This is a genomic window from Fibrobacter sp., from assembly GCA_012523595.1.
Classification (GTDB): Bacteria; Fibrobacterota; Chitinivibrionia; order Chitinivibrionales; family Chitinispirillaceae; genus JAAYIG01.
In genome coordinates, this window is record JAAYIG010000054.1 from 1 (window position 1) to 22862 (window position 22862).

The 22862-nt window shown below is 43.5% G+C and carries 17 protein-coding genes and 1 pseudogene; 1 reads left to right on the forward strand and 17 read right to left on the reverse strand.

The genetic code is table 11. From position 1 onward, the window contains the following. Positions 1-11: 11 nt before the first annotated feature. The 17 genes and pseudogenes from GX089_03055 to GX089_03135 form a co-directional block, all read right to left on the reverse strand. Positions 12-1523: a hypothetical protein gene (locus tag GX089_03055; protein NLP01447.1), complete on the reverse strand. Its 1512-nt coding sequence runs from the start codon at positions 1521-1523 to the stop codon at positions 12-14. 153 nt (positions 1524-1676) lie between these two features. After that, entirely contained in the window at positions 1677-2558 is an 882-nt protein-coding gene (locus GX089_03060; GenBank protein ID NLP01448.1) for a hypothetical protein, read from the reverse strand. A gap of 20 nt (positions 2559-2578) precedes the next feature. Next, positions 2579-3601: an extracellular solute-binding protein gene (locus GX089_03065; protein NLP01449.1), complete on the reverse strand. Its 1023-nt coding sequence runs from the start codon at positions 3599-3601 to the stop codon at positions 2579-2581. A 12-nt stretch (positions 3602-3613) separates the two neighbouring features. Then, positions 3614-4393 (reverse strand): ABC transporter permease, encoded by a 780-nt coding sequence (locus GX089_03070; protein ID NLP01450.1) that lies wholly within the window; start codon positions 4391-4393, stop codon positions 3614-3616. Then, positions 4383-5261: an ABC transporter permease gene (locus GX089_03075; GenBank protein NLP01451.1), complete on the reverse strand. Its 879-nt coding sequence runs from the start codon at positions 5259-5261 to the stop codon at positions 4383-4385. The genes GX089_03070 and GX089_03075 overlap by 11 nt, the downstream gene beginning before the upstream one ends. Beyond that, the gene (locus GX089_03080; GenBank protein ID NLP01452.1) at positions 5258-6370 is read right to left on the reverse strand and encodes an ABC transporter ATP-binding protein; all 1113 of its coding nucleotides are present in this window, start codon (positions 6368-6370) and stop codon (positions 5258-5260) included. Before GX089_03080 ends, GX089_03075 begins: the two co-directional genes overlap by 4 nt. 125 nt (positions 6371-6495) lie before the next feature. After that, complete coding sequence (locus tag GX089_03085; GenBank protein ID NLP01453.1) at positions 6496-8475, reverse strand: PAS domain S-box protein; 1980 nt, start codon at positions 8473-8475, stop codon at positions 6496-6498. A gap of 34 nt (positions 8476-8509) precedes the next feature. Further along, positions 8510-8947 carry a response regulator gene (locus tag GX089_03090; protein NLP01454.1) on the reverse strand — a complete coding sequence of 146 codons (438 nt, stop codon included), beginning with the start codon at positions 8945-8947 and terminating at the stop codon, positions 8510-8512. A 105-nt stretch (positions 8948-9052) separates the two neighbouring features. After that, positions 9053-10471, reverse strand: coding sequence for a pyruvate kinase (gene pyk, locus GX089_03095; GenBank protein ID NLP01455.1), 1419 nt, complete (start codon positions 10469-10471; stop codon positions 9053-9055). Beyond that, entirely contained in the window at positions 10456-10677 is a 222-nt protein-coding gene (locus GX089_03100; protein NLP01456.1) for a hypothetical protein, read from the reverse strand. The genes pyk and GX089_03100 overlap by 16 nt, the downstream gene beginning before the upstream one ends. 182 nt (positions 10678-10859) lie before the next feature. After that, positions 10860-11930, reverse strand: a complete 1071-nt coding sequence (locus GX089_03105) for an ABC transporter permease (GenBank protein NLP01457.1) — start codon at positions 11928-11930, stop codon at positions 10860-10862. Then, positions 11927-12910, reverse strand: coding sequence for an ABC transporter permease (locus GX089_03110; protein NLP01458.1), 984 nt, complete (start codon positions 12908-12910; stop codon positions 11927-11929). The genes GX089_03105 and GX089_03110 overlap by 4 nt, the downstream gene beginning before the upstream one ends. A gap of 21 nt (positions 12911-12931) precedes the next feature. Next, positions 12932-14728: an ABC transporter substrate-binding protein gene (locus GX089_03115; protein ID NLP01459.1), complete on the reverse strand. Its 1797-nt coding sequence runs from the start codon at positions 14726-14728 to the stop codon at positions 12932-12934. A gap of 139 nt (positions 14729-14867) precedes the next feature. After that, positions 14868-16673, reverse strand: a complete 1806-nt coding sequence (locus tag GX089_03120) for a bifunctional homocysteine S-methyltransferase/methylenetetrahydrofolate reductase (GenBank protein ID NLP01460.1) — start codon at positions 16671-16673, stop codon at positions 14868-14870. A gap of 114 nt (positions 16674-16787) precedes the next feature. Continuing rightward, complete coding sequence (gene rapA, locus GX089_03125; protein NLP01461.1) at positions 16788-19592, reverse strand: RNA polymerase-associated protein RapA; 2805 nt, start codon at positions 19590-19592, stop codon at positions 16788-16790. After that, positions 19589-20377 (reverse strand): lipoate--protein ligase family protein, encoded by a 789-nt coding sequence (locus tag GX089_03130; GenBank protein NLP01462.1) that lies wholly within the window; start codon positions 20375-20377, stop codon positions 19589-19591. Before GX089_03130 ends, rapA begins: the two co-directional genes overlap by 4 nt. A gap of 453 nt (positions 20378-20830) precedes the next feature. Next, positions 20831-21873: pseudogene (locus tag GX089_03135) on the reverse strand (IS256 family transposase). Between the two features lie 326 nt (positions 21874-22199). On the opposite strand from GX089_03135, the gene GX089_03140 reads away from it, so the two are divergent. Next, on the forward strand, positions 22200-22862 hold a 663-nt coding region (locus GX089_03140), incomplete at its 3' end, for a hypothetical protein (GenBank protein ID NLP01463.1).

A 22862-nucleotide genomic window follows, 5' to 3' on the forward strand; every position in this document is an offset into this window, starting at 1 on the left:
CCTTTGGGAAATCAATTGTAACAAGCAGTTTCATCTTCAATCAGTCTGGCAGAGGATCTCTGCTGGTATTCGAGTTTGATAAGTACCCCGTTCCAGAACCAGAAGTAAACATCTCCCGGGAAGGAGTGAATATGCGTTCCAGTAATATTTATAATCGCAAAAACAATATTCATTACTGTGATTCCTCTGGCAAGAGATCTTATTTCCGGGGAATCTGATTTATCGATAAGAGAAAAACCTTTGATTATTATAAAGATCACAAGAAATGTAATGAAGATCACACCTGGGTACCCGAATTCAGCCAGATATGTTACATAAATGGAATCGGCATTGAGAGTTCCGACCCCTCTTCCGAAAACTGCCATTATAGGATCGGATGACAGGATGAAAAGATATTTCCACAATGCGATTCTGGAAAGGAGAGAGTGTTCTTCAAAAGGATTTGAAATGGCAGATGCTCTTTCAGTTACAAGCAGATCTGCATACTGAGGAGTCAATCCTCCGCCCAGGAATTTAAATATCGATTGCAGACCAAGTCCCGACTGGCTGTGTAATTCCAGAACCTGAGTCAGTGCAAAAACAGTAAGCAGCGAGACAAGCATCCCTACACGCGCACGTGTAGATTTAAACTGGATTACAAATATCCATAGGAACAGTGAAACCAGAATTCCAATCCAGTTGGAGCGTACAGAGGTGATCAGAGCGCCATAGAAGAACAGGGGGAGAAAAGGAAAAAAGAAGAGCTTCCCGATTTTTATGCCTCCCCAGTTGCTCAATACAATAATACTGATTATACCTATCTGCATGTAATCTGCAAAAGCGGCAGGAGACTGGAAAAAAGAGAATGGCCGTGCAATACCTTTAATAAAAAGAGTGCTGAAACTGATGGAAGAGAACCAGATACGCTCAGCCTCGTTATATCCAAAGATGAGTTGCTTTAGTCCATAAAGCGCTGCAAAAATAGCTATCCAGAAAGACAGAAGCCAGATTCTCTTAAGCAAATTAGTGTTACCTGCGAAATAAGATCCTATAAAGAATAACAGAACAGAGGGACCATAAAGACGAAAACGCAAAATTGCATCGGTAACCGGGAGAATATTGAAAAAGAAAGTACGCAGAATGAGATATAAGAAGTAAATAATCACAATGTTGTTAAAAGTTCTGTTTACATTATGACTATCCTTACGGGCCCGAAATTCGAAATACAAACCAATTATTATGAATGTTATTATCAGATCACCAATGATAATCAGCGGGTCAGCTAAAGGACGGGCATATTGAAGGTAATATAGACGCCTGAAAAACGGGACGAATGGCATAATAAAAAACAGAAGGTAGATTCCAAAAACAGGATGGCGGAGAACAGGGTAGAAAAAAGCGATACCAAAAATAATAACAAGGTCTCTCTGTGCCGGGACATTGAACATTTTCTCGGCAATAAAGTGTCCCAGAAGAGCAATGGCGGCAACAGCAGCAATCCGCGCAAGTCTGGAAGTTGATGGAAGGGAAAAAACTCTGCGCATTATCTGTAAAGGCTTTCATCCAGGCTTTGGCCTGATCTTTCAGTAATTATAGTACCAAAGCGTAACGTGAGTCAATAATTGAGCAAATTATTGTCTTTTTTCCGTTCAATAGAAAAGATCCGGATTTGCTTTATCCGTATATTGATCCTAAGATCAAAATTGATAACTGATCTGCCAGTTAACTGCTTCTCCCGGCATAAGAATGGAGTCATAAAACGGTTCAACAGAAAAAGTCCGGGAATTTCCCCAGACAGGCATGGATGACAGAGCATATTCACAAGACACTTCAACCTGCCCGGCTTCAGGATGAAAGATGGTAATTTTCACCGGTCCACCAGTTTTGATGTTCATCCGCTGAAAACAACCCCTTTCCCATTCATAATCCTTGTGCCTGCAGATAACATGCTGAGGATTCAGATAAAAACCTTTATTCTGAGGCACATCAACCGGAACAGAAATTTTACAGCAAGAGAAGTCCGGATTCAGTGGAAAAAACGGATGAGCAAACCAACGAAGAGGTAAAGGACAATTACCTGTGTTTTTCAAACCTGATCTGGAACAGACAAGACGATTTATCAGAGAAACAGTCCTTTCCAGATGTAATCCGAACTCCTCAGGAAACTCTCCTGAGCGGGATGTAAGACAGAATTTCTGGTCTGTTTCCATACAGACAGCATTTTCGCTGACAGAAGTATTCCAGGAACAAAATTTCACCACTTCCGGATTGTTTCTTACATGAAAAGGAATTATCGGGCTTGTTTTACGCACCATCCCAACCCCGATAACAAGCACTTCTTCTCCAACCGGAACACTATCAGCACCCGGAGCCGTTTCAAACACTTCCGGAGCCCCCTGACCATCAAACCTATCGGGCTCCGGATCTGGATATTGAGGACCAGAAAGGAGATTTACCCCTCCAGGACCGCTGATCTGCCATATATAACCGCCTGTACAATATCTTGACCCCAGGCGGTCACGGTCAGAAAGTGGATCCAGAACGGAAACCTTCAATTGTTGATTTTCCAGAAAAAGCATAGCTCCGGTTTTCCAGAATTCTATTTACCAACGCGAATTTCCTGCCATATCTTATTGTAAAGCTCCAAGTTTTCCCCGAGATCTTCCTTCAGTTCAGAATTGGCAAGATCCTCAATATTATAATTGGGAGTTTTAGTGCGATACTGTCTGGCAGCAGTATTGATTGAAGGCATCATCAGGAAATCTGCTATCTGGGCGTAGATTTCCGGATCATGAATAAAATTTATAAACTGTAAGGCAAGATCTTTGTTTTTCGCGCCTTTAAGGATAACCATGTTATCCATGTACATCGGGCCACCCTCCACAGGTATGAAAAAAGCAACATCTTCCCGCATCGATGGATCAAGCTCAAGAAAGACATTTTCTGCATACCCATGCACACCCCAGAACTCCCCTGCAGCAAAACCCTTCCCAAAAGCTTCCGCATCGAATTTAACGATGTTTTCTCTCCATTTCATGACAAGCTCTTTTGCCTGCATCAGTTCTGAGGGATTGATTGAATTAACCGAATACCCCAGGGATTTAAGCGCGGCTCCCATAACTTCTCTCATATCATCAAGCAGGGTCAGTTTTCCCTTGAGATCGCTTCTTTCAAACAGCTTCCAACTGGTCTGATACTCTCCTACTTTCTTTTTGCTGACAGACACTCCAGCTGCCCCCATCATAAAGGGGACACTGAACCGGCAATCCGGATCAAAATTGACTTTTGATACAGCAGTAGAGTCCAGGTTTTTAAGATTCGGAATTTTGGACCAGTCAATGGGTTCGAGCATATTTTCCCTGATCATTATGGAAACGTAATCGCCAGACGGGAAAACCATATCGTAACCGGTACCTCCGGCCTTCAGTTTGGCAAACATCTCTTCATTTGATGCGTACATGTCATAGACAACAGAGACATTATTGCGCTTCTCGAATTCCCTGATCACATGATCGGGTATATAATATGTCCAGTTATAGATGTAAAGTTTGGGTTTTCCTGATCCGCACCCGCTCAGCAGTATAAGCGCTGAAATCAGCATAAAAACCGTAATTCGTTTCATTTTTTGGCTCCTTTATCTTTGGACAAGGTATTTTGCAAAATTCCTGGTTGACACGGCAAGAACAATGGTTCCGGCAATGATAATAACCGACAGGGCATTTATTACAGGGGAAACACCAAACCGGATCATGCTGTATACGTGCAGAGGCAGTGTTGATGATCCCGGGCCTGCAACAAAAAAGGTGATAACAAAATCTTCCAGAGAAAGAGTAACAGCCATCAGAAAACCAGACAGGATTCCGGGAAAAGAAACAGGGATGATTACCTTCAGCAAGGCATCAATCTCTCTGGCTCCCAGATCATAAGCAGCTTCTATTATCGAAAAATCAAATTCCTCCAGTCTCGCCATAACCAGAAGAAGAACAAATGGAATGTTGAAAGTAGTGTGGGCCAGAAAGATGGTAAACAGGCTTAGATGAAGTTTAATACCGGCAAAGAAAATAAGCAGGGAAACACCAATGATTATTTCAGGAAGAATGAGAGGAAGAAAAGTTGCTGCCTGAAGAATCCTTTTGAAACGGAAATTGTACCAGTAAATACCGATTGCTCCAAGGGTTCCGATAATAGTGGAGAGTGTTGCAGAGGAAGCGGCAACTATCAAACTGTTTAAAAATGAATTCCACAGCGATCTGGAATTAAAGAACAGCTCCTGGTACCACCTCAGTGAGAAACCGCTCCATGACATCGTCTTTGAATCATTAAAAGAGAAAACAATCAGGATCAATAACGGCATGTAAAAAAATGTGAGTACAAGAGAAAACATTACAGGTGAAAAAACGCTTTTACGCGACATTTCCGGCCAGCCTTTCCTCCTGTTTTTTCTCATTTTTTACTGCAAGGGTATTTCTGTTAAGACGCATGAAGAGAATTACCCCGACGGTTGTAATAACTGTGAGCACAACCGATATCGAGGAAGCAAGCGGCCAGTTTCTGGTAACTGTCAATTCTCGGGCGATGATGTTTCCAATCATCAGCGAATCACTTCCTCCCAGAATCTGCGGGATCGCATAAGAACCAAAAGAAGGGATAAAAGTAAAGAGCACTGCAGTGGTAATTCCTGCACGAATGCCGGGAAGAAGCACTTTAAAAACAGCCTGTCTCTTTGTGGCACCAAGGTCTCTTGCGGCTTCAAGCAGCGAGAAATCGAATTTTTCGATAGTCGAGTAAAGGGGCAAAATCGCGAAAGGCAGATAGGTATAAGCTGTTACCAGTATGACCGCGTATTTGTTGTAAAGAAACTGCAGATTGTGATCGATAAGCCCGATAGAGAGGAGAAAATGGTTTAGAAACCCGTTATTACCCAGAATAGCGATCCAGGAATAGATCCTTATGAGAAAATTGGTCCAGAAAGGGATAATAATCAGTATCAGGAAAAAGGTCTTGTATTTACTTCTGGCGATAAAGTAGGATGCAGGCAGTGCCAGGGAAACCATTATAATGGTGGATACAGCAGCAATATAAAAAGTAGAGAGTGTGACTTTGATAAAAACCGGATTGGAAAGAGATCTGTAAGCATCGATGCAGAATTCGTAAAGAACTCCTCCGTAGAGTCCTTTACGCATAAAACTATACAGAAAGATAATTGCCAGGGGCGCAATGAAAAAGGATCCGATCCAGGCAGTTACCGGCAAGGCATAAAGCGGACCAGGATTTTTCCTCACCCCTTTTCAACCTCCACTATGTAACTGTCTTTACAATTCCACCAGATATACACCTCATCTTTCCATTTGGCTTCTATCTCATCGGTGAAAAACTTCCTGTGCTGCTTGAAAACCCGGAATAAAAGAGAATCAGAGATTTTGACGAAGTATTTGCTCTGAAATCCGGTATAAATGATCTCATCAACAATGCCTTTCAGCACATTGATTTCGCCATGGAGTTTCTCAGGGCTTTCCTTTGAAAGATGAATCTTCTCTGGCCGGATAGTAAGTCGAACCCGTTCACCGGGATTTAGATCTTTGCCAAGGTAAACCTTTATATTTCCCAGATGTTCCACCTCTATAAGGGCGTGCTCGGGGTCGGTTTTCTGAAGAACTTTTCCGTTGATAAAATTGGATTCACCGATAAAATGCGCGATAAAACTGTCTGCCGGGCTTTCATATATCTCAAAGGGTGTTCCAATCTGATGAATCTTCCCCTGATTCATCACAGCTACTCTGTCGGACACACTCAGGGCTTCCTGCTGGTCATGGGTCACATAGATAAAGGTAATTCCAATTTTATCGTGGATAGAGTCGAGCTCAATAAGCATGTGCTGGCGCAGCTTGGCATCAAGAGCAGATAAAGGTTCATCCAGCAGCAATACACGCGGCTGGTTTATGAGAGCACGGGCTATAGCTACTCTCTGTTTCTGACCCCCTGATAATTGAGCAGGAAATTTGGATCCCTCACCGGGAAGCTTGACCAGTTCGAGATATTCGTTTACCTGCTGCCGGATAGAGCTCTCTTTTGTTTTTTTAATGCGCAGGGGAAAAGCAACGTTCTCAAAAACTGTTAAGTGGGGGAAAAGTGCGTAATTCTGAAAGACTGTATTAACGTGCCGCTTATTAGCAGGAACCGGAATAACGTTGCAGTCATCCAGAAAGACTGATCCCGAAGAGGGGTCTTCAAAACCGGCTATAATTCTTAACAGTGTTGTTTTACCGCAACCAGAAGGACCCAGTAAGGAGAAAAATTCCCCTTTTTTTATTTCAAAGGAAACATCGTTTAAAGCTTTGAAATTACCAAAGACCTTACAGACCCTTTCGACTTTTACTGCACTCCCTATCACGGGATTTGCTCCTTAGAATATTGCCCCGGCTTTATCCACTTCACCGGGAGTCAAAAAAATAACATTAGCCATTTTAGGCATAAAAGGACTTTTTTTTGCAGGAAATGAGAACCGGAAAAAACGAATCAGGAATGTTCGATCGGGAGTGTAAAGTAGATGGTAGTGCCTTTATCAGGTCCTTTTGATTCAGCCCTTATCCATCCACCATGGTGCTCTACAATTCTTTTTGCCAGCGCAAGTCCAACCCCGGTACCTTCGGTGTCAGAGTGGAGTTTGTTGAACAGGCCGAAGATTTTTTCTTTGTACCTGGCGTGAAAACCTATGCCGTTATCCCGGATAAAATAGGTAACTTCTTTTCCGCTGCCTGAAAATCCTATATGAATTACAGGCCGGTCTTTATTCGATGTAAACTTGATGGAGTTTTCGATAAGATTCTGAAACAGTTCCATCAGTTCACTGCGGTAACCGTATACATCAGGTAATAAGGGATCTATAATAATTTTGATATTCCTTTGCGCGATTTTTTCCTTGAAAAGATCTGTGGCCTGATTGACAATCTCATAAATATTTACGGTTTCCTTTTTTTGAGGGGCTAAGCCAACCCGGTTGAGACTTATGAGATCATTGAGAAGCCGCTGCATAATTTCAGTTGCATGGATTATCTGCACGATATCCTGGTGAAGCATCGATTGCTCACCTTTCTGTGCATTTTCCTCAAGATAACCCAAAAACCCTTTTATGGTGATAAGAGGCTGGCGCAGTTCGTGAGAGACGGTGTAGATAAATCTTTCCAGATCGGCATTTTTCTTTTCCAGTTCCTTAATCAGTTCCTCTCTTTCATGGGTGGCATTTTTCTGTGCTGTGATATCGGTAATGATTCCTTCCAGAGCAACAGGAACACCATCTTCGGTAATTATGACATTGCTCTGATGCAGCCATTTGTGTTCGCCAGATTTACTTATAATCTGATATTCGTAAGCAGGAGCAGTATTACCGATTAAAATCTCCTTCCATCTGATTTCAAAATTCTTCTGCCACCCGGGATCCATTAGCTGTTTGAAAAAAAGAGGTCTTGAATAGAATTCCTGCTGAGTATATCCGGTGACTTCAGTTACCGAGGGGCTGATAAACTCAAATCGTCCATCGGGAAGGGTCAGACGGAATATGATGTCTTTGGCATTTTCTGTCAATCTTTGATATCTTTCTTCGGATTCTCTGAGCTTTGCCATCACCTGTTTCTGTTTAAGGAAATTGTAGATAGCCAAAGCCAGCAGTGATGATGCAAAGAGAGCGGCAATAGTATTAAGTATCAGCCGGATTCTGTTCTGGTAAAGCAAAGATGCAAGCAGGCCTTTTTTAGGAGGATAAATGATAATCCTGGCATCATTATTTCCCACAATAAAATTGATTTCCGATCTATCAGCAATAGAGTAAGACCTGGAAGTTAAATCGTCCATGTTTTCAGTAAGATCTATTTGAATTCCATCAATGATTATCTCTGCTGCAAACTCTTTTGGAATTGAACCCCGGGCAAGCTGTTTCATCAGAGAGTCAAATCTCATAACTCCCACAACTGCAGTCGAGAATTTTCCCTTCTCTGTGCTGTCAGAAAGGATCGGACGGAAAATTGCCAGGAAACTCTCTTTTGATTCAGGAGAAGAGATCAATTCAAACTGATCGGTTGAGAGAGCCTTAAGATGCTTATCGAAACTGACTTCAGAAATCAGAGTGTCTGGAGAATTGGATATATGCGAGAGAATGTTACCTGCAGAATCAACTTTGCTTATTTCCCGGTAACCAGGTTCTCTTCCCAGGATTCCCCGCGCATCCTCCTCAAATCTCTGCTCTTTATCGCTGTTGTAGGTCTCTACCCAGATTGAAGCGAGGTGGTTCAGGTCTTTTCCTCTTTCATAGAGCAAAAGGTTCAGTTTGGTGATGATCTGAACTGCAGCAGATCTAGCCTGAGAAGTTAAAAGACGGCAACTGATCTGTCTTGTCTTATACCACATCCACAGGTTCCCGGCAGACAGTACCAGAAAGACCAGCAGGGGCGGGAGATATAGAAGAAGGTTTTTGTGAATGAAGTTTTTCCGGCGCTGACTCATCAAGACCTGCTGTTAAAAGGTTAATCCTGCGCCTTCACAAGGGATTAATATTCCAGTTCAGCCAGTAGTTGGCTACACAAAGCATCTCCTTCCGAAACTCCTCAAAGTCCAGCGGTTTGACCAGGTAACTGTTGGCATTATAGTAATAAGAGCGCACAATATCCGGTTCTGCCATGGAGCTTGTCAGAATAACCACTGGAATAACCCGAAGATCTTCAGAACTCTTCATCTCTTTTAATACATCGAGCCCGTCAATCTTTGGCAGACGAAGATCCAGCAGTACTAAGCGAGGCCGTGGATTGGATCTGGGACGGGAATACTCCCCTCGTCCCAGAAGATAATCCAAAGCACTCTCTCCGTCGCTTACATGCACTATTCTGGGTTTTTTGTGATACTGGGATAATCCCCTGATAGCCAGAATTGCATGGCTTTCATTATCCTCAACAAGAAGAATTACAGATTCTTCAGTCACATTTGCTCCTGGAAAAATGAATCTCCTCTGAAGGATTCAGGTACAAAACAAAAAACTTTCCATTAAAGAATTTCTGCAAATTACAAGCCGAGTAAAAATCTCTTCTCAGATCTCAATCCTCTTAATCTGCAGGGAATTCGTGGCGCCCTTCACAGGAGTAGTACCACTTACCAGGGCAATCAGATCATTTTTTTTGACCAATCCTGCCTTCAGGAGCATCTCTTCGGCATCCCGCAAAAGTCCCGGAATATCATTTGCGAATTTAAGGAAAAAAGGAGTGATGTTCCAGGCCAGAGAAAGCTGGCGCACAGTTTGAATCTCTGGAGAAAAAGCGTAAAGTGGAGACAGGGGCCTTATTTTTGATAAGTAGAGGGCGGTGTCTCCTGATACGGTAAAAATACAGATAGGAATCCTGCCCAGATCGATACTGGCGTAAGCAGCAGCTTCACAAACAGCATGTGGAGGATAGTCGATTGTGGAAAGATCAACATTTTCTTTTTGAGCATAGTCGCTTTTTTCTGTAATGCAGGCAATCTGAGACATGGTCTGAACCGATTCCACAGGAAAAGCCCCTACTGCAGTTTCTCCCGATAACATTATTGCATCGGTTCCATCTAAAATCGCATTAGCTACATCGGTTGACTCGGCCCTGGTAGGTATACGGTTGGTAATCATCGATTCCAGCATCTGAGTCGCCACAATCACCAGTTTCCCGGCTTGATTGGCACTGTCTATCAACTTTTTCTGAAGTACCGGAATTCCATAGGGCGTGGTTTCAACTCCCAAATCCCCCCTGGCGACCATTATTCCATCACTTGCCTCCAGTATCTCGTTTATATTTTCCGCTGCCTCCGGCTTCTCTATTTTAGCAATAATCTTGATATCATTGCGTTTTCTGGTTACATGCTTCCGGAGATCCTCCATATCTTTTGCATTTCTTACAAAAGAAAGCGCCACAAACTGAATCTCTTTATCCAGCACATAATTAAGATCATTGATATCTTTTTGAGTCAGAGATGGAATTCCCAGATCTATACCAGGAAAATTGACTCCCTTATGTGATGAGTAAGAACCAGTACTTAATGCTGTGCAAAAGATATCTCCGGATTTCTCGATCTGCTCCACTCTTAACCTTATTGCACCATCATTAATAAGAATAAGACTTCCACTTCTAACCTTATGCATTAATTCGGGAAAATCAATAAATATCGTTCTCTCATCACTTTCGAGCCTTTCAGGAGAAATTCTGACTTGAGATCCCTCCTGAACAGTAAAAATTCTGTTCTCTTTTGTAACACCGGTTCTTATCTTTGGTCCCTGCAAGTCTGCCAGAATGCCCGGCTCCAGACTGAGCATCCGAGCCTGATCACGGATCTGCTGAATAGTTACAGAAACTGCTTCCTGAGTGCTGTGAGAAAAGTTCAGACGAAAAACATTTGTCCCTGCAAGCAGCAGTTTTCTGATCAAAGTGGGACTGCTGCTTGCAGGACCTAATGTAGCTACTATTTTTACCTTCTTTTCCATGTGTTTTTCACCTCGGCAGATACCTTGAAATCCATTGCATTATTCCAGGACAAATCCCTTATTGCTTTCCTGGCAACAATACACCACTGTGATCCGCAGTATTGAACAGAAAAGATGTCATAGTCAGATTGAGAAAGCCTGTTTAAAGTCTCCTCAAGGGCATGACCTTTCACCACCATCTTTTTCCATTCCAAATTGGCTGCCACTCTATTTACTCTTTAGCTCAATTTTTAAAGGTGCCTCTGCTTACCTAAAATTCAACTCATTTTTGAAAGCAAAGTTCAGCCCTGAAAAAGAAGGATAAATAAATGAAGAAATTTGTCTGGAGTTGTCTCTATCGGATTTTTAATGGAATGCTTCTGAGGAATGCAGGTATGCTAACCGGGTATTACCTGTTTGGATCCAGGGCGTCCCGTAGACCATCACCAATGAAATTGAATGCCATCACAGCAAGGAAGATGAAAATTCCAGGGATGAGTATCCAGGGATGATACTGTATATCGGAAACATTCATTGCCGCGCTAAGCAGATTTCCCCAGCTTGCCTGAGGATCCTGAATCCCAAGCCCGATGAGGCTCAGGGCTGATTCGCCCAGAATGTAAGCCGGTATGGAAAGGGTCATCGATACTATAGCATAAGAGAGTGTCTGCGGCAGGATGTGCTGAAATATGATGCGGAAATCAGAGGCGCCGAGTGCCTTTGCCGCGGTAACAAAATCTCTCTTGCTTATAGATAATGCCATGCCTCTGATCACCCGTGCAAATCCCGCCCATCCTATAAGACTCAGTATAGCTACAATCAGGAGGTAAACCTGTGTGGATGAGAGTTTCATCGGAAAGGCGCTGCGAAGAGCAAGCATCAGGAAAAAGGAGGGAACCAGCATGAAACATTCAGCAAAACGCATGATCATCCAGTCGGTTTTTCCTCCGTAGTAACCGGATATGCCTCCAGCCAGAAATCCTAAAAAGGCTGTCAGTGCCACACCCAGAAAACCGATTGTAAGGGAAACCCTCGAGCCGTAAACAATTCGCGAAAAAAGATCCCTCCCCACAGAATCTGCACCCAGAAGATAAAACCGGCACCCATCCGCATTGTCTGTTCCGAACAGATGATAATTTATGGGAATAATACCCCAGAGTTTTACTCTGTCTCCCTTTACAAAAAACCGAACCGGACAGGGTTTGGATTTGTCTTCAATGTAAACCCGTTCATAGTACTCATTGAAACCGTAAGAGTAGGGATACACAAAGGGCCGCAAAGAGAAATGCCCCTCGTGGAAAAAATGGATTCTGCTTGGCGGCTGAAAAGAGTTCTGTCTGTCACCATTGTCATAATGATAAGGAGCGATAAACTCGGCAAAGATCATAATAACATAAAGCACAAAGAGTACAATCAGACCCGGCCACACAAGCGGATGTCTGAAAAACTTGGCAGCGGCTCTGTTGTTTTTTAAACTCATGCTTTCCTTACCCTCGGGTCAACGATAACAAGCAGGATATCAGCAATTAGATTTCCCACAATCAGCATTACACCACCCATAAGCATACTTCCCATTACCAGAAAAGTATCCTGAGCCCTTACCGCAGCCAGCATTAGACTCCCTAATCCGGGCCAGTTTACAATTATTTCCAGAAGCGCGGCACCGCTGAGCAGTGAAGAGAACTCAAAACCGAAAAGCGTGATAAGCGGATTGATCGCATTTCGTAAAGCATGTCTGTAGATCACACGATGCTCAGAAAGACCTTTTGCGCGGGCAGTCACTATGTACTGTTTTCGAAGTTCTTCAAGCATATTTCCCCGGCTTATTCTCTGCAGACCAGCCAGAGCGCCGATTGTAAGTATTATCACCGGTAAAATCATGTGGGCAGCCCGGTCGAGGAATTTACCGAAAAAACTCAGGTTTTCATACCCTGGAGAAATCATCCCGCCGATTGGAATAGAGGAGATGAGGGGCAGATCACGGCCGACATATACAAGGAACATCAGAAGTAAAGCAAGAAAAAAACCGGGAAGAGACATGCCGAAATAAGAGACAGCCGACATTATCCTGTCTCCCCAGGAATACTGTTTTACCGCTGCGTAGATCCCCAGAGGTATGGCTATAAGCCAGGTGAATATAATCGAGAAAAATGAAAGGATAAAAGTATTAAACAGCCGTTCCGCTATAACTTCGGCCACTTCCGCTTCCCGGGAAAAAGAGTATCCTAAGTCAAGATGCACCAGTCGCATGAGCCAATGACCGTACTGGACAAGAACCGGCTTGTCAAAGTGGTATTTTGCCTCAATCTCCTTTACAGTTTCAGCATTTATCCGGGGATCGAACCGGTATTTGGCAAGGATATCACCCGGTGCCAGATCTATAAAAAGAAAGGTAATGAATGACATGAGCAGAAGCTGAGGAATAGAGACCAGCGCCCGCCTTAAAAGTTCATCTCTCATAAAAGTGACTTTATCCCCTGGTTAATCTCCGATATAGATGTATTCCAGGTTATGAAGCAGTCCTCCGTTAAGGGAGGGATTCAGGTTTTTAAATTTGTTTGAAATGCAGTAGATCCGTTCGGGAAGAACCGTGTAGATCAGCGGGAGCTGATCGGAAATGATCTGCTGCCACTCATCATAGATGACCTTACGCTTTGAAACATCAAGCTCTTTCACTCCCACGTCAAAAAGGCTGTCAACCCTTCTCTCCCATTCGGTAGCCGGTTTCTTCTGACGAGGATACCACATGTGAAGAGTACCAGAAGAATGCCAGACATTTCTCCCGAAATGCGGCTCGACACCTCCGGTCAATCCGAGCAGAATGGCATCCCATTCATAAGGAGGATTGCTGACTTTCTGAATCAGGCTGTTGAACTCAAGCTGCTGATAATGGATCTTCATTCCCAGAGCCTCGAGATCCTTTCGAATAATTTCAGAAATCCTTGCTCTGACAACATTTCCGCTGTTGGTTACAAACGAGAATTCTACAGTGTTACCGTCCTTGTCCTCAAGGTAACCATCCCCGTTTTTGTCGCTGAAACCCTCCATTGCCAGAATCTCTTTTGCTTTCTTCAGATCATAGGGATACTGGGTTGTTTTATCACTGAAGAAATAACCCTCGGATGGAGTCATGGGAGACCACTGTGGATACCCAAGGCCGTTCATTACTATACGGATCATATTCTGTTTATCCAGTGCATGGGCAACAGCTTTCCTGAAATTTACATTAGTAAACCAGGAGAGTTTGACTTTATCGACATACTGTTTTCCGGTCGCAGGGTCTCTGTCGAGAATCTGGTTGAAGAAAAGAAAATTACTCCCTGTAGCCGGACCCAGACGGTAAACAGTGTAGGAACCACTCTTCTCATCCTTTTTAAGACCAGGGAAATCCTCGCCCTTGGCAGCCAGATAATCGACTTCACCGCGTTTGAACTGAAGAAGCTCGGCATTCTGGTCCGCAACAATGGTATACACTACCCTGTCAAGATAGGGGAGCCGGTTTCCGGCACTATCGGTTCTCCAGTACAACGGATTACGTTTGAATACCACTTTCTGCGATGAAATATATGAATCGAGAAGAAACGGCCCTGTACCTACGATTGATGACGGAGGTGTCTGTATACTGAGAGCAGTGTTGAATTTGCCGGATTTTACGACTTGAAAAAAATTATGTTTTGGCAGAATCTGTTGGGACATGGTCCTGAGAAACGGCGCATAGGGAAAAGGGAGAGTGAATTTGACATTTGAACTGTCAAGAGCCTTAACCATGATCTTTTTTCCATCAACAAGAAAAATATCACGTGAGGAATTGGGATTGATTGCCGGATTAAAAATAAGATCGTTAAAAGTAAACTCGACATCATAAGCGCTGAACGGCACACTGTCTGACCAGAGCACTCCCGGTCTTATATGAAAAGTCCACTCAAGCCCGTCATCTGAAACCTGCCATGTATCTGCAAGATTAGGTTCCGGAAGAAGAGTTACTCCGTTAGCCCTTACAAGCCCTTCAAAAAGAAACTCGGTAAATTCAGATGTGGTGTTTTCAGTTGATGTTATAGGATTGAAGGATTTGGGATCAGAGAATGAGGAGAGAACGATTTGACCGCCCTTTTTTCCAATTGCAGGTACAAATTTTTCTGCTTTTTCCTGTAGCTCCTCGTAATTAACTCCAGAGGAAACATCAACAATTTGAATTTTGTTTTCGGGGGCACCTTTCTGGCAACCTGAAAGGATGATAATCTGAAACAGAAAAAGGGCCAATGATAAAAAGATTCTCATAGATCTGCTCCCCGGGAGTTGAACAGTTGTTACTCCCTCCTTAAAAATGATCAATTTTTATCCAAGAAAAAAATACCTCTTAGCACCGTCTCTGTACACAGAGTAGAGGATTACAACAGAGCGCAGTGTGTAAATATGCCTACTTTTCCAAAGCTGCAAGCGCCAGTTCAGCTTTTCCAAAAGGAGCACTTACCTGAAAGCCGTTCACCCGTGAGCTGATGGCCTGGATAATCTCTCTGGCTATCTCTGTTCCCATCTTTGCACCATCTTCCCTGGTTGTACACTTTTTAAGCCGCTCAAGAATAGAAGGTGTCACAACAACCCCGGGAACCTCATTGTTCATGAATTCAGCGTTTTTAAAACTTGTAAGAGGCCACACTCCGGCAACTATGGGAATCTGTCTGATCCCTTGAATTCTGTCAAGAAAGCGGAAAAGTGCGTCAACGTCGAAAACCGGTTGAGTAATCACAAACTCCGCCCCGGCATCCACCTTTTGTCTGTAACGCTCCAGCTCCCTGTCAGGATCGACAGCACAGGGGTTTGCCCCAACACCGATAAAAATGCTGGTAGGAGGATTGACAGGATTGCCACCGATATCCTGTCCGTGATTCATGTTTGTGACTGCCTGAGTAAGTCCGATCGAATCGACATCAAAAACACCTGTGGCATCAGGATAATCTCCCAGTTTGGGCGGATCACCAGTTATAATCAGAAGATTTCTGATTCCTGCAGCATAGGCACCAAGTAAATCAGCCTGCATTCCAATAAGATTGCGGTCTCTGCAGCAATAATGAAGAATCGGTTCAATATTGACTTCCCGCAGCATCGCTATAGCCGTGATCATCGGTGAAACACGGGTACTTGCCCGCGGCCCGTCAGGAATATTGATTGCGTCAACCCCTTTGGCAGCACACATCCTTGCCTTTTCAAGCACACCGCTCATGTCAATGGAACGGGGTGGAAGGAGTTCAACAGAAGTAACTTTCTGTCCGGAAAGCAGCTTTTTAGCGAATTGGGATTTCTCTATCGGTTCAGTCACCTTCACCTGAACCGTGTCTTCACGATGAGTTTTCACCTGAATATGCTTTTTAACCCCGCTCATCGTTTTAACCGCCCTGCTCATTATCTTTATATGAGCGGCAGTCGTCCCACAACATCCACCTACTCCTCTTGCACCAAGCTCAATGAACCGCATGGCATAGGTAGTAAAATATTCAGGGCTGGTCAGATAAAGCATGCGCCCGTTTACATCCTTTGGCATTCCTGCGTTGGGCATGACAACAAAGGGTTTATTAGATCTGGAAATGACACTCTCAAGGGTGCTGAATGCACCTGCCGGCCCTGTTCCGCAGTTTATTCCGATAGCCTGAACTCTGCTGTGCTGTTCAAGAGAGTCCACAATGACTTCTGCAGGTGTACCGGTCAGGGTAAGACCCTCATCAGTAACAGTAAATGAGGCGATAAGAGGAACATCAAAACCCCCCGCAGCCTTCAGTGCCAGGTTTAACTCATCGAGCTTTGAAAAAGTCTCCAGTATTATTCCGTCAACACCTGCATTTACAAGAGAGGTGATCTGCTCTCTGAAGGCATTCTCGACTTCACTTATACTGGATGGCTGTAATGTTTCAGATGCACGGGTGCAGGGGCCCACAGAACCGATAACATAATTTTCCTCACCAGCAACACTCCTGGCTATTTTGACTGCGGCAGTATTGATTTCATCTACTTTAGCAGCGAGACCAAAAGCTGCCAGTTTGATACGGTTTGCCCCGAATGTATTAGTTTCAATCACATCCGCTCCAGCTTCCACATACTCACTATGGATCTTCTGGATCAATTTGCTGTTCGACAAATTGAGTTCATCAAAACAGGTGTTGATAAAAACTCCGCGATCGTATATTGTCGTACCCATGGCTCCATCGAAAATAAGCGGGGTCGCGGTCATTCTGGAAATAAGATCAACCAATTTGCAATCCTTTGTTAAAACGGAATACGTACAGACTTACTTAAAATACCATTTTTTTTGAATGCAGGGGCACCTTTTACCCGGACCTTAGGATTATCTCCCTTTTCCCGGGCTCCAGATCAGCCTGATGCTGTCGAGATCAACGGAGGCATTGGAAACAGCTTCGTAAAGCCGGATCAGTTCTTCTGAAGCCATCTCGATTTCATCCTGTGACACAGATCCATTTGTTTTCCTCAAGGATTCAAGACGCTCCACTTCAGCTCCGAGAACCCTTTTTACATTCTCAAGTGCCTTTTCAATTATAGTTTTACTCTTTTCCTCCGCTAATTTTCTTGAATACTCAAGCATTGAAGGAATAAGTGTCTGCCTGATTTCCGCTTTGTGTATAAGGTGAAATGAAGGAAGATCATCAAGAGATTTATACCAGTTTTCTCCCAGCAGATCTGTACGTTCCTGATACTTATTATCAACCATCACACGAATGACAGCCGGAGGAAGAAACCGGCTTACAAAGAGTGATTGAGATGCTATACAATTGATGGTAAAAACACATTCCAGAAAAAGTCCTGGGTTTGGATCATTTTTGTTTACCGCATAACAGGCATTTCCCGATTCGGAACCTATAAGCAGATCGATTCCCCCCGTGACAGCAGGATGATCTATTGTCAGGAATTCATAATCCTCCCTGCCAAGCGCCTTCTCTCTGTTAAATGTAACAATTGACCTTGCGGAAGAAAGCCCCGGAAACGATTCATCAAGCTGTGACTCAGAGAGAAGCCTCCAGGTATCTTCCTGAAACTCCTCCACCAGTATGCCTCTTACCTTGAAAAGCCTCTTCATCAGAGATTTCAGATTCTGATCCTTGTCAAGCGACTTTATTGCATTTACCAGCCTCGAGGCCTCCCAGGGCCGAAAAGAGTGCTGCTCAAGAAGCCGGTCTCTCCCTTCACTGAGCCTGAGGGAAATTTCCTCAACAGTTTTCCGGGTATGGATAATCAGATTCTCCATACCTTCGAAATTCCTGAAGCGGTTTTCATTAATGATGGAACTTATTTCCCTGTAGTACTGCTCAAATGTTTCCTGAGCGGCAGGAACCGTATTCATAAATATACCCAGTCCCCTATGAAACCATTGCGCAAGAAACTCATCAGGTGTTTCTTTAATAACCGGCAGATGAATAAAGATTTTGTTTTTCTGCCCGATCCTGTCGAGCCGGCCGATCCTCTGTTCCACAAGTTCAGGGCTGAAGGGAAGATCAAAGAGAACCAGATGATGAGAGAATTGAAAATTCCTTCCCTCACTGCCAATTTCTGAACAGATAAGAATTCTTGCCCCATCCTCCTCAGAAAACCAGGCGGCATTTCTATCCCTTTGCAGAAGAGTAAGACCCTCATGAAAGAGGGCAACATTGACTTTTATAAGCCTGAGCAGCTCTTCCTGAATCCCGGCAGCAATGTGCTTACTTCTGCAAATTACCAGTATCTTTTCCTCACCTGTTGTTCTCAGCAGGTCCGCTATATAGCCTATCCTGGGATCATTGCGAGAGATTTTCCTGGAACCTCTTCGCAGAAGATCCTCAAAAAAAGTCTCAGAAACATTTTTCTTTACAATCTCATCGGCCTCCAGCTCTGTGATCACCACTTCACGCTCAGGAAAACCACCTATCGCCGCACGAGTATTCCGGAAAAGTACACGGCCGATCCCAAGACGGTCGATAATCTTTGCAACAAGCTCCCTGCGGTCTTCAGATGAAAGGCTCTGTAAATCCTTTAGAGATAATCCTGGTAATGAAAGGAGTTCTTTCAAGTAAGTTATCTCTTCTTCCCCTAAAGGTTTACCATCAAGAATTCGACCGGTAATCTCAGCCGCTTCTTTGTGACGACTGGTTTCCCTGCAAAAAACCTGGAAATCGGAATATCGAGATTTGTCAAGGAGTCTGAGCCTTTCAAAATGATTACGTTCTCCAAAATGAAGCGGTGTGGCAGTAAGAAGAAATACATCGCCGGACTTCGATGAGAGTGCCTCAATTGCAGAAAACTGCAGTGTTCCCTGCACCAGATGATGTGCTTCATCAACTATGAGAAGATCCCAGTTTATGGAAACCGCCGAGGCAAGGAGATCTTGATTGTAAACGATGGTGTTGAGCCCTGTCAAAGCCAGAGAAACATTGGAAAAAGATTCCTCACCACCTTCAGTCCCTGGGTTGATAATCGAGAAAAGCAGGTTGAACTTTCTCAGCAGCTCGACAAACCACACATTTATCATCGGTTCAGGAACAACAATCAATACCTGTGAAATCCTCCCGCTGATAATAAGCCTGTGCAGAATAAGACATGCCTCTATTGTTTTCCCCAGTCCAACCTCATCGGCAAGCATTACCTTCCTTATAAACCTGGAGGAGACTTCATGCGCAATGTAAAGCTGATGAGGCACCAGTTCAATTCTTCCCCCGGCAAAACCGCGAACCGGAGAAGAAGAGATTGAAAAACGCAGATCAAGAATATCGGACCTGAGACGAAAATCCTGATTACTGTCGGGATGACCGGCCAGCAGACGATCCAGAGGAGCAGAAATGATGTTTGATCCACTCAATTGAGTTTCTGAAACCAAACCGCAATCTGTTGAGTAGACTACAACGTTTTCAGAGCTTTCCACTGATTTAACCGTACAGGATCTCCCGTCAGCACAACGGATCGTATCACCTGGTTTGAATATTATTCTACGTAATGGAGCAGTTTCTTTGGAATAAACTCTTCTGGTTGCTCCATCATGAAAAGAGATCGTGACCCTTTTAAAATCAACCGATTCAACAACCCCTAGACCAAGGTCGGGTTCCATTTCACTTATCCATCTCTGACCTGCAGCAAAAAGATTTCTGCTTTTTCCTTTTTGAATCACTTATACTCCAGAGATTGTTGAATCAATTTTATTTCATTTAGTTCCTCTTCACTCCAATCCTGCCTTATCCAGGAAAGTGAGAGTTTCTTTATAAAGCCGTTCATCAGAAATTCCGCAAGTTTATCCTCTGAAAGATTCTGCTGTAACTCATTGATACAGTTGCATTTATTCTGCAACAGACGTACCTGGGTTTCCTGCTGTTTCTCTGAAATATTAAGGTATAAAGGCAGTCTCCTGAAATATCCGGTCAAAGGAATCGACCCGTGCTGAAGAACTCCGCTTGTTGTGCGACGCTGCGCAGAACCGACCAGTTTTTTTCCATCAACCATAATTTCATCCCTGTTTGGCGCCAGGAAACAGGGGAGTTTTATCTCACGTTTGATCTCAAGGAGCTGATCATAGGAGTCGTGACTTTGACAAGTGATACCAGCATGATTAAGCCCCTCCATGAGACAATCAGCGATAATACTGTTGCTTTCCTGAACGGTTGAACCCATTAAGCGCATTGAATTTGAGAAAACACAAGAATAGGTTAGATCTTCAAAATGCAGAACCGCTCTTCCCCCGGTAGGGCGTTTAATCCATGACACGTTGTCTCGGGAAAGGGCATCCATGTTGAGGACTTGCGAAGGATCCTGCATGTAACCAACGGTGATCGAAGGAGGGTTCCAGGAGTAGAAGCGGATAGAGACAAGGTTGTTTTGCGAGCACTTTCTAAGGAGAAAGAGATCGGCGGCCATATTGAAGGCCGGGGAGTTTTGATTGTCGAAGATGAATCTTATCATGAGACGAGGACCAAAGGATGTTTAAAGGAACGGGTGTTTAGGAAAAATAGTTTAATTTTTGGTGGGAGGGGGAATTTGGGTTTACCCCGGAGGTAGTGCGGAATTTTTTGTGTAAACTGGTATATAGTGTAGGTGTATTAAATAATACAGATAAAATAACAACATAATTATGTTATTGCAATAGTGTTTCCAGTAACGGGAACCTCTCCCCCATGGGGGAGAGGTTGACAAAAGGTAGTATGATCACAGATTTCCCTTGCCGAACTACAAGGTTTAACAGCATTACTTCTTCATTGTCACACGATCGCCAAAGTAAATCGAAAGTGTACTGATTATTTGTCCCCAGTCACGCAGCTGCATCGTCCATTTTCCAACCACTTTCATAGTCGTCAGATACAATAATTTCATAACTGCATCATCGCTGACAAAAGAACTTTTGGTTTTGGTCACTTTTCACAATTGCCTGTTAAAATTCTCTATGGCGTTGGTGGTGTATATCAATCTCCTGATTTCTGGTGGGTATTTAAACATCGTATTAAGTTCATTCCAGTTATCCCGCCAGCTCTTTACAGCAAACCTGTATTTCTCGGACCACTTGCTCTCAAGACCTTCAAGTGCATTCAGGGCCTCGTTTTCTGTTGATGCTTTGTATATGAGTTTCAGATCATTGATAAACTCTCTACGGTCTTTATAGCTCACATAACGGGTACTGGATCGAATCTGATGAATAATGCAGCGTTGTATCTCAGTCCTGGGAAATGCCACCTCTATGGCTTCTACAAAGCCATTTAATCCGTCTATGCTGGCTATCAGTATATCTTCAACACCACGTGCTTTCAGTTCATTAAGAACACCTAACCAGAACTTTGCTCCCTCAGTTGCTCCAAGCCAAATCCCAAGGACATCTTTTAAGTCATCATTATTTATTCCAATAACAATGTAAGCAGCCTTGGTAACAACCACACCTTCTTCCCGAACCTTAAGATGTATTGCATCAAGAATTAACATCGGATAAGTCTTTTCAAGTGGCCTTTGCTGCCATTCCTGAACCACCGGAAGTCTTTTTTTCTGTTATCCGCGATACCATTGTGTCATCTACTGATGTCCCGTAGAGCTCATTAATCGTTTTTTGAATATCTCAGGTTGACATCCCCTGTGCGTACAAAAAAAAAGAATCTTATCCTCAATCACAGATATATCGGTCTGGTGTTTCTTTACCAGTTGTGGCTCAAATTCCCGGGAACCTTAATTGGTATCTCTCCAAGGCTGCTTTTCAGGGTCTTTTCTGAATAGCCGTTTCGGCTGTTGGTGGTGTCTTTTTCGCGTTAATCCCATTTGGAATAGCCAAGATCATTCTCAAGTTCTGCTTCAAGCATCTCCTGAATTAAGGAGCCTGTCAGCTCCTTTACTAACTCATGGATTCCTTGTAAGTCCTTGATTCCACGCTCATTGATAAGTGAGCGAAGTAATGGGTTGCCATGTTCTTTTCTGGCCATTGCAGTAAACCTCCATTGGTGTTAAGTGGTTAAAATAATCCATACACCACCTTTTCTGAGGTTTACACAAATTTTTCAGCACTCTCCTCGGAGATGAAATAGTGATACAGGACATTTAAGCAATAATTCATGTCAGTGGTGAATTCCCCATCTGAGCTGTTTACCCCAGAGATGAAACAGTGACTAAGCCTTGAGACAAAAAGCTACCTCTGGGGTGAGGTCACCTCAGAGATCAATCTATTACTCAATTCTGCCCCGATTTTTGCTATTCTCTTTTTTCTCTGAACAACTCTCGGGATAAGTATCTGTAAAGCTAAGGAGGACACATGGCGACCAAACCGAGAATGACCGTCCCAAACGCCTTCTACCAAATCAGATCCGCCTGCATTCCTGAACTCAAAGTCTTCTCAAGTGAGAAAATGAAGAACTTCCTGCTCAAACAGATCTCTACCGCTAAGGAAAAGTACTCCTTCAAGTGCTTCTCCTGGTCTATCATGGATGACCACTATCACCTGGTAGTTCAATCCAGCGAAGAAACCATCTCCAAATTCATGCAGCGGATTAACTTTGTATTCGCCAAATATTTCAATAGAGTTAATAAACGCAAGGGGACCGTTTTCGGCCGGTTTTCCTCTGTGATAATTCAGGCAAATAAGGAGCATATCGAGAAAACAATACGTTACATTCATTTTAACCCAGTAAGGCGTAAAGACTGCACCGTTAAAGGAATGGATCAGTACAGATGGAGCGGACATCATGCTCTGGTAAACGGTAGTAAGGACGATATTCTCGACAGGGAGGATATAATAGGTCTCTTCGGGAGCCTGGAGAATTTCCGCGGCTTTATTCAATCAGGAGACCCTTATTGCAGAAATGATGAGATAATAGAGAAAATCAGAAAAGCAAACAAGGGTTGTCAGAGTTTCTCAAATCCGGAATTCTGGGTGATAGGAGATGAGGAGTTTGTTGGAAAGATGATAGAGATTAAC

What these genes read in the sequence shown, in the direction of transcription:
- GX089_03055 (NLP01447.1), bottom strand. Translation starts at nt 1,523, where the DNA reads ATGCGCAGAGTTTTTTCCCTTCCATCAACTTCCAGACTTGCGCGGATT.
- GX089_03060 (NLP01448.1), bottom strand. Translation starts at nt 2,558, where the DNA reads ATGCTTTTTCTGGAAAATCAACAATTGAAGGTTTCCGTTCTGGATCCA.
- GX089_03065 (NLP01449.1), bottom strand. Translation starts at nt 3,601, where the DNA reads ATGAAACGAATTACGGTTTTTATGCTGATTTCAGCGCTTATACTGCTG.
- GX089_03070 (NLP01450.1), bottom strand. Translation starts at nt 4,393, where the DNA reads ATGTCGCGTAAAAGCGTTTTTTCACCTGTAATGTTTTCTCTTGTACTC.
- GX089_03085 (NLP01453.1), bottom strand. Translation starts at nt 8,475, where the DNA reads ATGAGTCAGCGCCGGAAAAACTTCATTCACAAAAACCTTCTTCTATAT.
- pyk (NLP01455.1), bottom strand. Translation starts at nt 10,471, where the DNA reads ATGGAAAAGAAGGTAAAAATAGTAGCTACATTAGGTCCTGCAAGCAGC.
- GX089_03105 (NLP01457.1), bottom strand. Translation starts at nt 11,930, where the DNA reads ATGAGTTTAAAAAACAACAGAGCCGCTGCCAAGTTTTTCAGACATCCG.
- GX089_03110 (NLP01458.1), bottom strand. Translation starts at nt 12,910, where the DNA reads ATGAGAGATGAACTTTTAAGGCGGGCGCTGGTCTCTATTCCTCAGCTT.
- GX089_03115 (NLP01459.1), bottom strand. Translation starts at nt 14,728, where the DNA reads ATGAGAATCTTTTTATCATTGGCCCTTTTTCTGTTTCAGATTATCATC.
- GX089_03120 (NLP01460.1), bottom strand. Translation starts at nt 16,673, where the DNA reads ATGACCGCGACCCCGCTTATTTTCGATGGAGCCATGGGTACGACAATA.
- GX089_03130 (NLP01462.1), bottom strand. Translation starts at nt 20,377, where the DNA reads ATGATAAGATTCATCTTCGACAATCAAAACTCCCCGGCCTTCAATATG.